General features: G+C 37.8%; 14 protein-coding genes. 4 read left to right on the forward strand and 10 right to left on the reverse strand.

The window, feature by feature from the left end:
- Window positions 1-9 precede the first annotated feature (9 nt).
- Together ACYX4N_RS13390 and ACYX4N_RS13395 are read right to left on the reverse strand one after the other, a co-directional pair.
- Window positions 10-918 (reverse strand): glycosyltransferase family 2 protein, encoded by a 909-nt coding sequence (locus tag ACYX4N_RS13390; RefSeq protein ID WP_476054365.1) that lies wholly within the window; start codon window positions 916-918, stop codon window positions 10-12.
- An 8-nt stretch (window positions 919-926) separates the two neighbouring features.
- Window positions 927-1,307, reverse strand: a complete 381-nt coding sequence (locus ACYX4N_RS13395) for a GtrA family protein (protein WP_476054366.1) — start codon at window positions 1,305-1,307, stop codon at window positions 927-929.
- Window positions 1,308-1,778: 471 nt separating this feature from the next.
- Here ACYX4N_RS13395 and ACYX4N_RS13400 point away from each other — a divergent pair, with 471 nt between their 5' ends.
- Complete coding sequence (locus tag ACYX4N_RS13400; RefSeq protein WP_476054367.1) at window positions 1,779-2,630, forward strand: glycosyltransferase; 852 nt, start codon at window positions 1,779-1,781, stop codon at window positions 2,628-2,630.
- A gap of 75 nt (window positions 2,631-2,705) precedes the next feature.
- Here ACYX4N_RS13400 and ACYX4N_RS13405 read toward each other — a convergent pair whose 3' ends face one another.
- Entirely contained in the window at window positions 2,706-3,803 is a 1,098-nt protein-coding gene (locus ACYX4N_RS13405) for a glycosyltransferase (protein WP_476054368.1), read from the reverse strand.
- Window positions 3,804-4,132: 329 nt separating this feature from the next.
- On the opposite strand from ACYX4N_RS13405, the gene ACYX4N_RS13410 reads away from it, so the two are divergent.
- The 3 genes from ACYX4N_RS13410 to ACYX4N_RS13420 all read left to right on the forward strand — a co-directional run bounded on the left by ACYX4N_RS13410 (window position 4,133) and on the right by ACYX4N_RS13420 (window position 8,737).
- Window positions 4,133-6,604, forward strand: a complete 2,472-nt coding sequence (locus tag ACYX4N_RS13410; protein WP_476054369.1) for a right-handed parallel beta-helix repeat-containing protein — start codon at window positions 4,133-4,135, stop codon at window positions 6,602-6,604.
- Window positions 6,605-6,815: 211 nt separating this feature from the next.
- Window positions 6,816-7,517 (forward strand): hypothetical protein, encoded by a 702-nt coding sequence (locus ACYX4N_RS13415; protein ID WP_476054370.1) that lies wholly within the window; start codon window positions 6,816-6,818, stop codon window positions 7,515-7,517.
- A 305-nt stretch (window positions 7,518-7,822) separates the two neighbouring features.
- Window positions 7,823-8,737 carry a glycosyltransferase gene (locus ACYX4N_RS13420; RefSeq protein WP_476054371.1) on the forward strand — a complete coding sequence of 305 codons (915 nt, stop codon included), beginning with the start codon at window positions 7,823-7,825 and terminating at the stop codon, window positions 8,735-8,737.
- A gap of 207 nt (window positions 8,738-8,944) precedes the next feature.
- On the opposite strand, the gene ACYX4N_RS13425 is transcribed toward ACYX4N_RS13420, so the two are convergent.
- From ACYX4N_RS13425 to ACYX4N_RS13455, 7 genes are all read right to left on the reverse strand, one after another.
- Window positions 8,945-9,703, reverse strand: a complete 759-nt coding sequence (locus ACYX4N_RS13425; RefSeq protein WP_476054372.1) for a sulfotransferase family protein — start codon at window positions 9,701-9,703, stop codon at window positions 8,945-8,947.
- A 133-nt stretch (window positions 9,704-9,836) separates the two neighbouring features.
- Complete coding sequence (locus ACYX4N_RS13430; RefSeq protein ID WP_476054373.1) at window positions 9,837-11,282, reverse strand: oligosaccharide flippase family protein; 1,446 nt, start codon at window positions 11,280-11,282, stop codon at window positions 9,837-9,839.
- A gap of 46 nt (window positions 11,283-11,328) precedes the next feature.
- Window positions 11,329-12,258, reverse strand: a complete 930-nt coding sequence (locus ACYX4N_RS13435; RefSeq protein WP_476054374.1) for a glycosyltransferase family 2 protein — start codon at window positions 12,256-12,258, stop codon at window positions 11,329-11,331.
- A gap of 19 nt (window positions 12,259-12,277) precedes the next feature.
- The gene (locus ACYX4N_RS13440; protein WP_476054375.1) at window positions 12,278-13,261 is read right to left on the reverse strand and encodes a glycosyltransferase family protein; all 984 of its coding nucleotides are present in this window, start codon (window positions 13,259-13,261) and stop codon (window positions 12,278-12,280) included.
- A gap of 52 nt (window positions 13,262-13,313) precedes the next feature.
- The gene (locus ACYX4N_RS13445) at window positions 13,314-14,174 is read right to left on the reverse strand and encodes a glycosyltransferase family 2 protein (protein ID WP_476054376.1); all 861 of its coding nucleotides are present in this window, start codon (window positions 14,172-14,174) and stop codon (window positions 13,314-13,316) included.
- A gap of 43 nt (window positions 14,175-14,217) precedes the next feature.
- Window positions 14,218-15,315 (reverse strand): glycosyltransferase family 4 protein, encoded by a 1,098-nt coding sequence (locus ACYX4N_RS13450; RefSeq protein WP_476054377.1) that lies wholly within the window; start codon window positions 15,313-15,315, stop codon window positions 14,218-14,220.
- 4 nt (window positions 15,316-15,319) lie between these two features.
- Complete coding sequence (locus tag ACYX4N_RS13455) at window positions 15,320-16,642, reverse strand: O-antigen ligase family protein (protein ID WP_476054378.1); 1,323 nt, start codon at window positions 16,640-16,642, stop codon at window positions 15,320-15,322.
- Window position 16,643: the final 1 nt, after the last annotated feature.

Below are 16,643 nucleotides of genomic sequence, written 5' to 3' on the forward strand. Positions count from 1 at the left end.
TTGTTAGGTTTAACTTCTTAAAATGTATCGAGGTCGCTTTTTAGTTTCTACGTAAATGCGACCTATATACTCGCCTAATACACCTATTCCTATAAGTTGAACTCCACCAAGGAAGAGAACAGACACCATTAAAGACGGGTACCCCGGAACATCATTACCCCATATAAGCTTTTCGACAATCATCATCAGACCGTATGCAAACGCCAGCGAAGAGATAGCGAAGCCAATATAGGTCCACATTCTAAGAGGTACTGTTGAGAAGCCTGTAATCCCCTCTAATGCCAGATTCCATAACTTCCAGCCATTAAACTTTGTCGTACCAGCTACACGTTCATCTCGGGTGTATTCCACAATAGCAGTTTTCCCACCGCACCAAGACAAAATAGCTTTCATAAAGAGATTACGCTCTTCAAGTTGAATAATACTTTGAACTATCTTTTTATCTAAAAGCCTAAAATCGCCAACATTTTCTTCTATTTTAGTATTGCTTATTTTGTTGTGGAAAGAGTAAAACCACTGGGCTGTTTTACGCTTGAGGTAAGTATCTGAATCTCGATTGGCGCGTTTCGCGAGCACCATTTCGTAGCCTTCTCTCCACTTAGCAATTAATTCGTGAACTACTTCGATAGGATCTTGTAAGTCAACATCAATGGGAATAACTGCGTCACCATCGCTATGCTCTAAACCTGCAAACAGCGCAGGCTCTTTTCCGAAGTTTTTAATAAAAGAAAGTGCTTTTACACTTTCGTCATTTGATGATAACTGAGTGATAATTTCCAGTGTTTTATCTGAACTTCCATCATCTATAAAAACGATCTGTACGTCGTACTGACTCAGCTCTGCTTTCACTCTATCATAAAAAATGTTTATGACTTCTTCTTCATTAAAAACAGGAACAACTAGCGATATTTTTTCCATGGCTTTGCCTAGACCTCTTTAAAAACAACATATTTTGAAAACAGAAAACCAACTACTAAACTTGTTCCAGAGAACAGTACTAGCGTAACTAATTCGTGCAATTCCCATAATTCTGCTAAAAAGCCTAATGAGTATGCCAAGGCTCCCATAAACGTTGTAAAAGTAATGTAGCGACTGAGAGAAACGTTAGTCTTAAAAGTGAACTTGCCATTTGCAAAGAATGAAAATGTAACCGCAATAATAAAAGCAATTAGATTTGATAGAGCTTGTCCATAACCAAATTGGGTTAATGCGAAAAATGATAACCAATGGATTGCAGTGTTAATGACACCCACTGAGAGAAATCTTGAAAAAAGCGAGATAGCTGAAAAGCGTTTTGTTTTGAACAAAGCCATTCCCTAGCATTAGATATAAAAAAACATAAATCTATTGATAGAATCACTGCCCTCTATTCTTGAAGCAGTGGCTAAAAATGAGATCACTAGAACCATCCTAAGTATACATTCTGTTTCCCTTAATTCTATACATTTCTAATGCTCAGACACGGTTAAACGCAGAGGAATACATTTTCAGAGGGGTTATTTACATAGTAATTACAGTAGATACTTTTTAGTAATATATAGTAAAAGCGCTATTGCCACTGAAACGTTGAACAGACAAGCCTTCGACTGAAATCGGTGTTAAAAGGCCAGTTGTACGAATTCAAGTAACTGTAATCATTTATGGTTACCATGCTAACGCTTCGTATGAAATATGGTAAGCTTTTACATCTTGGTGAGCTTTTTGCTTTCTTTAACACTAAGCTGTAAAGCTCACAAAGCGTTTTTTAGTTACCTCTTCAAAAACATCATGGAATTAAGATGCAGAAAACAGTTTCCGTTATAATCACGACACACAATCGCCCTGACTACTTAAAGGAGTCACTCGCTGCAGTATTAAAACAAACTGTTATGCCACAAGAAGTGTTCGTTATTGATGATGGCTCGTCAGTAAGCTATGAAGAAGTATTATCTCTATTTCCAAGTGAACAATTTACTTACGTTAAAGTTCCAGTAGCATCAGGTGCTAACGCAGCACGTAACTTAGGTATAACTAAGTCAACATCAGATATTATTGCGTTTTTAGATGACGACGATGTATGGGACAATGATTATCTAGAACAGCACATTGCAGCGCATCAACACGCAGATGCTGTGACTTGCGGCTATCGATTTCTTGAAACACCCGATAAAATTCACATCAACGAAACTGAAGTTATCACCACTGATGTAATCAAAAAAGGTAATAAATTCTGCGGAATGAGTGGTGTTACGTGCAAGGCATCATTAGCTAAAAAGCTGATGTTTGATGAAGAGCTAAAGAATAGCCAAGATTGGGACTTCTTTGTTCGCATCACATTAGAAGATGCTGTTTTCAGAAACATACCTAAAGATATTTATTTCTATCGCAGAGGTCACGTTAGCATTTCTACCGAAGTAGCCAATATGCCACTAGAAAAAGTCTTCCCAAGGCTTAAGGCATTTAAAAAGCATAAGTTGCTATTAGGCAAAGAAGCTTATAACGACCGTGTTGCTAATCAAATCCTTAGTCAAATTGGCAAGAAAAATAATAAGCTGAGCTGGATTGGTTTGTCTGTAAGAGAAGCGGGGTTATTAGCCACCGCAAAAGTTATTCTAGGGAAAGACAGACTTCGTCGTAAGTTCGGCAAGTAGCGCCTACATCACTTCACCTGTAGTGTGCGCCGTTAGCAAAATTAACAGCGCACTCGCTACATCAGAACAAATACACTATAAACTCTTTATCACGTTCGCATAGCGCTCGGCCACACTCTCCCAACTAAAATCGGCTGCTTGCTCTATTGGCGCGTTGGCCCAGTCGGTTGATAGTGTAGTAGCTATGGCAGCGGCGTATTCTTCAATATTTTCCACATCACAAACTACCCCGGCTTTACCTATAAGTGTTCTGCGCATAGAGTCATCGGTAGCTACAACCGGCAACCCACTTGCCATTGCTTCTAAATATACTCGCCCAAAAGGCTCGTCTTCAGATGGCAATGTAAATGCATCAACTGAGCGATAAACATTAGGAATATCAGCGAAGTCGACTTTAACTATTTTAAAGCGTTGTGCACCTAACTTTTGTGTACAAAGGTCATTAAAGTACTGTACATCTGGGCCGTCACCACAAATAAGTAACGATACATCGTTTAGTTGACTTACTGCCTCGATGGCTAAATGTATACGCTTGTGATTTTGCCTATTTAACGCACCAACCGTTAATAGCACTTTGCCCTGTAAACCATGCTCATATTTTTCGCCCTGCGGGCTAAATTTTGCTAAGTTTACACCGTTGGGGATAATTTCAACCCGTTGTTCTGGTGCTATAGAATGAACATATTCTTTGGTTTCTTGATTAAACACAACCAAGCAGTCGGGCTTAAATTTCAAGTTGCGGCGTAATACTTTACCGTTCGATACCATCCCTGCCCTTTCGGTATAAAGAATGGGAGTCTTAAATAGCTTTCTAATTACTGCTGCTACTGCCAAGCCACCATAATCATTATTGGGGTAAATGACATCACATCGCTTAAATATTAAATATGGCGTGTATGTTAGGAAGCTAGTTAGCGACTCGATAAGCAAAGATGGATTAGAAACAAAACGCGTTAGCAACCAATCAATAGTTTTATTGCGCTGGGCTTTTTTCACTTTCCCTCTGGGAATACAGGGAATTACCACACTGTGTTCACTACATTTAGATGAGCTTAAAAGCTTTACGTCAAAAAATGTGGCAAGATGTTCCGCCATTTCATACGCACTGAGCTGAGATCCGCCGCTTGATGAAAACCCTGCCTCAGGGTGAATAACGGCTACTTTTTTCTTCATAAAATTTCCATTTTAGTGCATAGGAGCATTTGCTTTGTCCGGTATCCTTTTAAGTATACCAAGATGTCTTTAAAGATTATTATTGAAATAGGTGCGTTAGTAATAAACTATCATTAATAGTCCATTATTAAGTATTTAGATTAAGCAATTTAGATTCCGTTTTTTATAAAACTTAAAAGAACCAAAATTAGGTGGGCTGTTTTACCAGCAGAAGCAAACTAATATTGTAAAGATCCCAGCCACCGCCTTGCTACGTACCAACGTTAGCACTACCCTTTTAATACAGCCCTAGTTTTCCTTTCATGCTTTTCAACCTATAGGGATATACCATGCACTCTGCTAACTCAAAGCCATCTATTTTTCGCTTCGCTTTTATTGGTTTACTGTCGTTTCTAATGCTTTCTTGTGCCACAGTGAACAAGAATGATAAAGGTTATACAAAGGGCGGCCAACCCGGTGATATTTTGCATAACTATCTTAATGCGCATATTAATGACAACAATACCGTAAACTCATTACTAGCTGACTACAAAGGCCCGAAAAACCTATCAACCGTTGTTGAAAAGTACGAAGACGAGATAGCCCAGTTGTATAATCAAAAAGTGTTATCACGTAATCCATCACTTAGTGAAGATGCAAAGAAAACGCTGTTCGCTAATTTAACCACTAACCAAGCCTCTGCGCTATTTGCTTTGTACCCAATCGATACAGCAAAGTGGATGAAAACAATTTCAACGTACTCGGGCTTAAGTAAGAACGATATTTATGAGTCAGCAATAACAGCAGAGCTAGACCCGTCAATAGTTTTTGCAGCTTCGGCTTCTGGGTTTGAAGATACTGCTACCCCGCTCATTAACTCAATAGGGTTAGTTATTTACGGCCAGGATGAAGAAAGTACTGCCGCCGTTAAATTTAGAGCCGAAGATGATACCTATTGGCGTGAAGGGTTAGACTTATCTTGGGAGCCCATTTACGGGTCGTTCGCCGGAAGCATAGTGTACCTAGAAGCAGACACTACGTACCATATTGAAGTGACGATTACGGATGCTTATGGCGATATCGTTGAACATTCCTTTCAAACAACTACAAAGCCTAACACGCCCCCTATCGACCCAAACAAAATTTATTACCTTTCAGAAATTTATTCTGGCGGCCAATTAGATTTAGAAGCGCTAAATATAGAAGGCAGCGAAGATGGCTATGCAAAAATTATAGGCGACGGCCCCGTTATTGAAGCTGGCAACGATGTACTTGCTGCTGTGAATATTGGTAACAACTCGTATGTTATGCTAGAAAACCTTACCGTTAAGGGCGGGCAACGTTACGGTATATTTGCAAAAAAGGCACATCATATATGGATTAAAGGATGCAATGTATCTGAGTATGGTAGAGAGGCCGTAGATATTAGAAACGGTGTAGCCTATTCAAGTACTACTAATAATTCACCTATCAATTACGATTCAGGTATTTACCTAGAACGAAGTGGAATTGCAGTAATTGAAGAATGTGAGGTCCATAGCCCTAACTTAGGTGCGAATAGCTGGGCAGTAGGTCACCCTAAAGGTGCAAATGCGCTACAAGTTTGGGCATACCACGACAGCGATGCCTACAGGGGCGAATTCATTGTTCGAAATAATCGCTTTTACGGCACGCCAGAGCACAGGTTCAACGATGTTATAGAGGGCAGAAAAAACTTCGAAAGACGTGGTGGCTTCGTTAAGAACTCGGCCATTTATGGCAACTACCTAGCCTATGCAAATGATGACTTAATAGAAATAGATGGCGGCCAACAAAATGTGTTGGTATACGATAACGAAATGGAGCAAGGCTATGCTGGTATTAGCATAGCTCCGAATACGTTAGGCCCCAGCTATATTTTTCATAACTACATACACAATTTAGGTGACGAAACAGGTAAAGAGTGGACTGCAATAAAAGCTGGAGGACTAATTTCTAAACCAGCAGGCAGAACCTACGTTTTCGAAAATGTAATTGATGTAGAGCGTAATGGCATTGCTGCATCAAAAGTAAATAATGACACGACATTTTGGGTTACCACCCAGAACAATATTATATTAACTAAGAATACTGGCTATTCAGTTGGCTACTGTATTTTTGATAAAGAAAAATATGTAGGCAGTACAAGCACTAACGACCTTTGTTTTAATGAGAACTCTGGTGACGCAAGATACGAATTTAATTTAGATAACGTTGTTGAACACCCCTACTCTGATGATTTTTCATACATTGAGTCACTGCAAAGTTTGTCTGAACCTACTTTATATGTACCCGAAGAATTTAAAATACCTAACTTTTCTACGGAAGTAGCGTTACAAGCAGTCGTAGTGCAGCCACCAACAGTGTGGGAATTTAAAGCGAGCGAGATTCAGTACACGGGTTTTCCTAAACAGTATCGCTACGGAACTACTACCATTTCCGACGACAATACCGTTACCTTGACCGGCAACAATTGGCAGATGTTTCCTATTAGCTACGTATTAACCGAAGACTCTGTATTAGAGTTGGAGCTTGAAGTAGAGGGTAACCCAGAGGTAGTTGGTATTGGCTTTGAGACAGATACTAAGTTAAATAGCTCTAGAGTGGTTAAATTTTATGGCAAACAGGCTTGGGGGATTAGAGGTGAAGACTCCTTTGCACCCAAATCTAGCGCAATAACTTTTCCTATTGGGCAATATGTGAAAGGCAAAGTGAACTATTTGATACTAGTACTAGATAATGACGATATTGAAAGTTGGCGTAATAGAGACAAAGCAGTGTTTAGAAAATTAGTTATCAGATAATCGCGGTTGCTGTTGTTGCAGGAAGCTCTATCGCAATATACCTTTGAATAAACTCAAGATTAAAACTGTGTCAACTTTTTAAACACTTGGTTACTTGATTTGAGCATCATGATTTACAACACGTTGTAATAAAACAATTTTTAATAAGTGGCGCGACAATTGCTTAAGTTGAATAGACGTATAAAAATTTACTAATAATTTTGGAGTTATTGTGTTAAAAAAGTTAATCCAAGCGACTTTAGCAGTAGTGACACTTTCTTCTGCTCTATCTGCGAATGCAGAAATAATTTTAGCATCTGATTTTACAGGTACATCAGGTGACCCTTCAAACATTTCTTGGACAGAAAACAGCGTTGAAGTGACAAACACACTTGATCCTCAAACAACCAGCTTTTCTTCTTTAGATCTATTCGACAACTACGACAATTTGTTTGCCGTAGATTACAACATCCACAATGAAGGAACTTGGTTTGTTGACGTTCTACTTACAGCAAGCTTCCTTGTAAGTAGTATCGATCTAGAGTCTCTAACTCTTGATGCTTCAATTTTTAGTAACAATGGACAATTTCAAATAAATCAACGCGACTTTAGCCTTTCACTAGATATTTTTGAAGGCGTAAGTTCACTATTTTCAAGCACCGTAGATGTATTCGAACGTGATAATAACAACGCTGGTTTCGTACCAACGAAATCAATCGCATTTGATTTAAGCAATGTCACTCTGTCTGGCGGAAGCGACTATGTACTTCGTTTTACAGCATTCGGTGATGGCGGTGGTAACAACGCTGGTTTTGACAACTTAGTACTTAACGGTACAGCGAATGGTTCTTCTCTAGTGAATGTACCAGCACCAGGTAGCATGGCTATATTAGTGACTTCTTTAGTTATCCTCTGCTTCCGCAAAACGAAGTAATGTTCTACTAAACGTTCCTAAAAGGCTCTTATTGTATAAGAGCCTTTTTTATTTCTGCTTTAGTAAATAAAAAATTTGCATATCATTCTCCACTTAAATATACGTGAAACTTTTTGCATTAAACTTATTATTCCCTGCCTAGAATTAGACAAAACGCCTTCAAGCTTTCGTGTTATTTTTTTGTGCTCATGATGATCGTTTTTACTAGACTACTGAAAATGGGCTATTAATTGCATACCCATTATCTCTATGTGATAAATAAGAACTTAACAGTTTGGTTCAGGTTTAAAATTAAAAGGAAAATAATGGAATCTACTTCTCCACTTATCTCTGTAATTATTCCCGCTTTCAACGCGGAGTTATACATTAAAGAAGCTCTAGAAAGCGTTTGCAGCCAGACTTATGGGAATTTAGAAATTATTATAATCGACGACGGTTCTTCTGATAGAACTAGAGAAATAATAGAGAAATTTCAAGATGCCAGAATTCGGCTAATATCTAGGGAAAATCGAGGGTTGATAGCAACTCTAAACGAAGGGATAGAGATTAGTCGTGGCGATTATATTGCAAGAATGGATGCAGATGATATTTGCCTGAGTACAAGACTTGAAACGCAAGTAGAGTATCTACGGAAACATAATAATATTGGATTACTATTTACTGGTATTGAATATATCGATGAAAATGGAAGAAAACTTAGGGAAAAAGTTTCCACTAAATCGCGAAAGCTTGAACCGGTAGAGTTACTCTTTGGCTGTCCAGTTTGCCATCCTACTGTAATGTTTGATATGACAAAATTAAAAAAGAGTGATATTCAATATGATAAAGCTTACTGCCTCGCAGAAGATTTCGAACTATGGACAAGATTAGTTAGCATTACAGAAGTTGGTATTATAAACAAAGTGTTGTTTAAATACAGAATTCATCCAAATAGCATCACATCTAAAAACAATGAAAAACAACGTATAGTCGCTAGCAAAGCTCTCGTTTCAAATTTGTCTTACATTTGTAAAGCATCGATGCTCAAGCACCTATACACTGTCTACAACAACCACTTAGGTAACGAGTCTAGCCTGAAGACGTTATTTTCTTTAGTATATGTAGGTACGATGCTGAAAAAAATTAATAGTAAATTTACTTACAAGAAATTCTTATCAAAATCTTACTATTTAATTAGGGATAAATTCAAAAAAAGAAAGAATAAAATAGCTAGAGCTTAGTAAACTATCAGTTTCTTGTAAGAAGCAATGAGAGATTGAACTGGACAAATTTGAAAAAAATCAAGTTAGCATAACAATTCACGTATACTAACTTGAAGAATCAAAGATAATTGCAAAGAAAATCTTGGGCTTCGCCTATTATCATAGTTTAAGGTCAGCGAATGCTATTTCTATCTACATTTCAATCGAGAATTATATTATCTATTATTAGCTTGATCCCAGCTCTTTCATTACCTGTACGGCATTAGAATATTGCTCGTTTATCTTTGCTTCAAGGGTACTTGGAACAACGACATCGCTATTTTCCCTTGTTCTAACAATTTTACCAGCTTTAATGTTTTCGGAAGTATCACCTGACTTTTCTTTACCTGTTTTATTAAATGAAGAATATTCATTTGATAAAGGTACTTTTAAGTTTAGGACTTTCGATAGCCGCGCTAGCGTTCTATCTGTCTCCCTAACGATATCATCTGAATCAAGATAAAAAAATGTATCTAGCTCTTTAGCATAGTCTGTAAGTGAACTGAGCCGTTGAGAATAATATTCACACGCCCAGTTAACGTCACTATATTTTTGATTACCATGCTTTCTTCCCATAGTGACAATACTTTTGACTGTAGCTACCGGCTGTCGTGTCATTATAATAATAGTGGAACTAGCACTATCTAATTCTTCGCTGTTTTTAAAATCGTAACTTTTATGGAGGATCTTATCAAAAAGAATTTTTGATGAATCAAATCTGAGCCCATCTTGGTGCAAAGCTATTTTTTGATCTAGAAGCGAAAAAGCTCGCTTGTATCTAATACTAAGCTCGCTGTAACCTCTAATTTCCTCATTAGACCCCAGTATATGAGAAAGTAATGATGATCTGCTTCTCATGTGGCTGAGCATGAATACTCTTCTTGGCCTGCTCCATACGAGCTGCGGATGTTTCAGCAAGTATTGTAATCGCTGACTATGTTTCATTTCCTCATACTCCTTCATTGCCAATTTATAACAAGTTCTTTTAACGAAAGCTTTTATCTGGAAGATATCCCATATTTAGAGTTTGGGAGGTTCTAATTTTCTAGCACTTTTAATACCTCTTTTATTAAAAGATTTATTTAAGAAACATTATTTTCAACTCTTCTAAATTTCTTTTCACCGACTTAAAAAATACTATTGAATAGATCAATGGATAAACTACTACACCGAAAACGACCAAAGCCATTATTAGCAAAATATCGTTTGCAATCCATAAAGTTAAGTGGGGCTTCAAGAGTATTAAGCACAGATACATTCCTAATGAAGAAAAACACGGTGGCATTAATGAGATAAACAAGCGCTTTAAATTTAATGGTACGTGCTTTTTAGTTATCAAAAGTCTTATAGGTAATGAAATAAAACCTGCTATCACTGTGCTAATAAGCATAATTTTTATACCAAACCAAATCGTGGCCCCTGCGACGACTATGCTTGCAAACAAATTTAGTAAAGTAAGATAGAATGCGTCTTTAGTTTTTCCCCGAGCTATTAGTAGGTTAGGCAGAAACCAAGCCACTACACTTGGAAACATAGCAAACGAAGTTATCACCATATATTCAGCACTGGGGGAAAACTTTTCCCCGAAAGCTATCGTAACAAACGGGTCTGCTATTGCAGCTAATCCCATAAAAATTGGTAAGACTAACAATGCCGTAATTGTTACCATTTTAATATACAAATCTCCGAGGTTTTCTGTGTCTTTCACTCTCGAAAAACTTGGCACAACCATAGAATTAATAGAACTCATAGTAACTTGATTTATTATTAATGAGCCTTTTTGCGCCGCAGCTAGTAATGCAAAACTAGCCGGGCCTAAAACGATCCCAGTAAACATGTTGCTAGCTTTTCGGTGAAGAAAGTTCATTATTGTCATTCCGAAAAGGGGCAGGCAAAAGCTGATCAACTCCTTATTGTCACTTTTGTTAAAGTGAAAATAAGGTTTGAATTTAGCTACATAAAGCAGAAGAAAATATTGGACTATTGCGTTAACCAATTTTCCGATAATTAGCGCCCAAAGCCCATAACCATTTTCGGCCAATACTATAATCGTCACAGCAGAGATTAGGGTCGCACAGAACTTTGCTACGCCCATTTGTTTGTTTTTAAATTCGCGAAGTAGTTTACCACTTACCACAACCTGTAAGCTTGTGACTAGGGTAATTGGGGCGAGGCTGGCAACAACCCAAGCAGCTAATTCTGAATAAGAGTAATAAGCAATAGGCGCACCTATACCCAGAATTCCTAATACAACTATCATTCCCATACCAGCAACGAACGTCATTGTGCTGGCAGCGTATCTGTCTTCCCACTTGTCTCTTTGAACTAGATTCTGATTAACCCCCGCATTTACAAGCGTATTGGCGAATTCAATGAACAGAAAACAGAAACCAGCCAAACCGAATTCTTCTAAAGTTAGGACTCGTGCCAGATAGGCATATACAAGAAAATCAACGACGTTGATCCCTGTTCTTGTTAAAGACGTCCAAATGCTACCTTTTGTAGCTTTTTTCTTAAGCGACATTTATTTCTCAATAATTTAACTGGAAGGGGGTTTACGAAACTATTAATTAAGTTCTATTTGCTTCTTTTCCTAATTGAAGCTGGAGGAACTCGCTCATGCTGGTGAGAAAGATTAAAAAAAGTAGCCATGTAAGACTTACCTTACGTTTGAAAGGAAAACTAGCATTCATAAAAGTCTTCTTTGTTCGCCCTAAAAACATTTTAACTAAACCAACACAAAATCGTAGTTTACGTCCTATGCTAGCCTTTGAAAGTTCTGCGTCCCAAGTCCCTCCTACTACACGCTTTCGTTTGATTAACAACTCTTCTTTATTGCGCGATGGGTGAAAAACTTCGGCTTTTTCTGAATATACAATTTTGCCACCTGAGCTCACTACTCGCTGACTAAACTCAACGTCCCCGCCAGATTTTAACTTTTCGTTAAACCCGCCGTGTGTTTCAAGTAATTGCTTTGTACAAAACAAATTTGCAGTTATGCACTTGCCGTTTTTTGCGTTCTGATCTTGTTTCATAGAAAACATGTTTTCAAAGTCTAGAGCACATTGTTCAGTATTTTTTGCGCTATCTGAGAAAAACGATACTTTTCCAGCGACCACAGTCCTTCCACTTTGCGCTTTCCAACAATCAAGTAGGCTATGAAGCCAATTTTCAGACACTAAACAATCGGAATCTGTAAATGCCACGAATTCACCTTGAGCTAATTTCAACCCTTCATTTCGGGCTGCATAAGATCCGGGTGTGAGGCATTGAATAAGGCGAAACGCTTTATCATCTAATTCAGAAACTAATTTTTGAAGAAATTCGTAGGTACCGTCAGATGAACCATTATCAATAATAATCACCTCATATTCATCTTTAGGAAAAGCCATGGATCTTAGCTTTTCTATACAAAGGCCCACTCTATCAATATCGTTATAAACTGGTATTAAAACGCTTACTTGTGGGGGATATAGGGAAGCACCGTTATCTGAATTCATTCTATTTTCGTCCAATACTCTAGGCATTATTTATAACCGTATTCCAAGCTTCGACTACTCGGTTTTCACCGTAACAAGCTAACACCTCTTTGCGAACTTCTCTTTTAGATACAAAAATAGTTTGCAGCAAATCCTTTGAAACTTTCCCAATATCTACTAGATGAACAAATGAATGCTGCTCACTTTTGACTCTTCCAAACTGACTTGCATTCACTAGAACGTTACACCCTTCACCAATAGCATGATAAAAAGACCCTGAACTTATCATAGTGTTATCCGAATGAGGTAATAGGACAAACTTTGATGCCTTCAACATTCCATTCAACTCATCACCTGAAAGAAAGCGATTATCCCAATCAACGTTTAGGCCTCGTTCTTTAATTATCTTTTCTAACTTCCGAGTGTAAGATAAATCAGAGCACTTCCCCGCTATTTTCAAGGAAAGTGACGAAGGCCAGTCGAGAAGAACTTTATCCAAATTTTTATAGGGCTTTATCCCACCAAAAAACAACACATCTATCGTATTTTCTTGCTCTGTTTCTTCATCGTCCTCAATAAGTTCATTGTTAGATTTATACAACGGATGAATAAGAGACGGAGAAGAAAAGTAACTCTCTAGTGATATTGGAGGAATGTTTAGCAATGAATATAACTTGCATAAAAAATCGAAGCGCTTAGTGCTTCCTTTGCTATTATGGGGCCGAAAGTTATGCTTTATCCAAATCACTTTTTTCGCACATATTTTTGAAAAGATGACTAATAAAACCATTTTAAAAAAATACTGAACAGTAGTCTTATACGACCTGCCATATACTCTATCTTCAACCCAGTTCAAAATCACAATGGCTTTCTTAGGGTGGGATAATAAATATCTAATAAAAGTTAAATCTGTAGGCTGAACATCGTAACCTAACTTATGGAGTGCTTTTTTATTTAAGTCTAGAAACTCATTTTGACTTCTTGGTGGATACATAAAAGCTTTTTGCATACTTTCCTGCTTCATTACGCTAATCCCAACTTAGTTATTTCCTTCGCTTTTATTCCAACTAAATACACTATATCGCCATAGGTTTTTTCAATACTTTTCTGCGCAAAGCTCTAAAGAAAAAGTTTACCGTAGCTTTGAAACCGACAAGCTTTATTGATAGAGAAATCCACCTTTTTTTATCTTCTTTGTGTTTTAACGAAAAGAGTACTTGCTCACTTACACGCTTTTTAAACCAGTAATCGCCTAAAAAATCCTTATGCTTGTATGCAGAAGCTAACCTAGGGTAAATATCTTTAGGAGCTAATTTACGCACTTTGGCTCCAATTCCATCTTCATTTTGAAAGCGGTATAAAAACAGTGCCTCTGGAATGTTCCTAAAATCCATTCCTTTCGTGAATAACCTCACAAACATATCCCAATCTTGTCCGTTGGGCAGAGCTTCATCGAACTGCAGCTTTTCTAAAACTTTCCTGCAGCAACTAAACCCAGACATTCCACAATATGTGTTTCCACGTAACAATGATGTTTTCGTTACTTCTACATCACTGTTAATAACAACAACATTTTCTTTTCCCAGTTGCTTAAATCCAGCAACTACCGCATCGGCTCCGCTTTGGTACTGAGCCAAAATTTCATTCAAATACTCTGGTAGCCAAATGTCATCGTCATCTAAAAAAGCTATAATTTCGCCAGAACATTCTTCGATACCGATATTTCTAGCTCTGTTAGCGCCACTTCTCTCTTTCAAGAGAATGTGTTTCGCATTTACTTTTTTAATAGCATCTAAAACTGATTCGTATGAAATATCAGAGCAGTCATTGACGATAATGACTTCTTTTGGTTTACATGTTTGCGCTGCTATACCTTCTAACGCTTCCTTTAAGAAAGCCGGCCGATTACACGTAGTGATTACAACTGAAATATCCAAATAGATTCCCTTCTAACTGCAATGAATAAAATTTTAACTCACGTTATGATACCAAATTTTTAGCATGACCGAACGTTGTTGTAGCTATACTTTCCCAGTTATACTTATTTAAAAATTCCTCTCTATCAAGACTTAGGTTTAGGCTCGATAAGGTAGATAATTTTACAGAAAGCTCTTCAACGTTCCCCACTTGAAAATAGCTATCGGCAGGTGCTTCTATATCAATATTGGGTGAAATATCGCTCAATAACACTTTACTACCAGCACTTATCGCCTCTAACGCTACAATTGGAAGACCTTCATGGTACGATGGTAAAACAAACACTGAAGCATGCTGATATAATGCTTTCAATTCGTCTCCTGAACGCCTGCCGGCAAATATAATGTTTGCACTTGCCGAACGTTTTAAACTTTTCGAATAGTCGTCTTCATGATCTGCATCACCAACAATTACTAATTTTGGTGAAACGTTAGATTGTTTATAAGCTTCTACAAGGTCGTGAAAACCCTTTTCGGGAACTAGCCTACCAACAGTTAAAATATAACTAGCCGCGCTAATATCTAAATCTTTTGGTAGGTAGTCGGGCGTTATCTTTCCTGTAAGCGTAGGTAGCATACCGTTAGGTACAAAACTAATTTTATCTGAGTGTTTGGGAAAGCTATGTTTAAGCTGTTCACTTAAGCTTCGCCCCACTACCAACACTCTATTTCCGTAGGTGATCCCCATCTTTTCGCCAAACTTTAGTACCTTTTTAGCGAATGGACTCCATTTTTGCCTGTCGTAGTCTGCCCCATGATGAGTAACCATTACCTTCATACCAAGTACTCGAGCTAAGGGCGTAAATAGAGCCGGTCCTATAGCATGCAAATGCACAATATCTGGTTTTACAAAAAGTCTGGCATAAATAATCGCTATAAAGGTATGCAAGAAGGTTTCTAGCAATTTGTGCCTTAGTGCCCAAACACTAATAACTTCCACACCTTCATATTCATATCGCTTCTGACTTACATACGGCGAGCGCGCCAGAACCGTAACTTCTGCACCTTGCCTTACCATTTTAGGGTAAAGCTGTTGGCAATGAGACTCTATCCCTCCCATAACATCTGGAATACCGCGTAGACCTATTGCGCAAATCTTCATAAAACTAATCCGTTGTAGTTAATAGTGCTAATTGGTTTCTAAAACTATACCGCGCTTTTGCTGGGGCAGTATTACCTAAAGAAACGCCTATCAAAATCGCGAAGAATATTAACCCTTCTATATTCCATAGTGGCATTGTTGCTAAATTCATTGTTAAAAAGCCAATTAAAGATAGTGGTAAGATTTTTGACAAGCGTTTGTCTTTTACACCAGCGGTAATAATCAAAGAATACGAGCATAGGAAAAGAAACGAGAACAGCCCTATGTATCCGTATTCATAAAAGTAAGAAACATAAGTGTTATGTGCGTAATGCTTAAAAACACCATTCCACGCCTCAGGTCCATAACCAAGCAATTGTTGAAGCAAGTCTGAATTTGTCAGCGCATCTATATATTGGCTCCACAAATATACTCTTGAAGACATTATGTCTTTCTCAGCTTCAGTAAAATAAGCAGGTGCTTTAAATATTAGGTCTAAGTTCGATGCTAACGTTCCAACGTCAGCAAACCTTTCCCTCATCGTAAAAGAAAGCGCAACGAAAACAAAAATTAGCATCATAGAAACCACTGTTAAAACAGGGGCTTTTTGGGAAGGCTTTAAACGCTGTTCTACCAACGAATAATAGAAAATTGCAGCAATAGGTAAGATTGTTAAGACTGCGGTTCTGTAATTAACGAGTATGAGTAGAAAAACCGCTATCGTAAAAAGTGTAGTTCGAAACCTAATAGCATGTCTTTCTGTTAACCCAAGTACAAATATGAAGCTAACTATTATCATAGAAAAAGCTGCTTCGTGGTTGTACCCCCCAATATAGCTTGCCGAACCATCATTCTCTGTAGCTTTCACTTCGCCAAGCACTATAGACAGCACTTGCATTGCTACAGGCATAAAAAAGCACACTAATAACTTTTTGAAAGTAACGCTGTGACCTTGAGCCCTTACAGATAAAAATATAGCCCCAGTTAACACCAAGAAATAACACCATTTAACTAAGACGTTTATAGTGCCTGGAATCAACATGTTGACGAAGCCACTTATTGCAATGGCAAGAAACAGAAAGTAGAAAGGAAGTAGTTTACGTAAGGTAAATACTGCAAACGGCAGAAAGAAAAGTCCAAGCCCTGCGACCGATATACTTGAAAGCGCATTAATCGAAAAACCCGCTACCAAAGAAGGGTAAGTAATAGTATGAAACGCTGACAAAAAGAATCGCAGCCAAATAGCGCAAATAGCAAACGCTAAATATTTATTGCAGTTCCCCGTTATGGTGCGATACACCATAATGAAGCTTATTAGGCCAACAACTACCTTTAACCCTTCGAACATG

This window comes from Alteromonas sp. ABH4_452 (assembly GCF_056311825.1).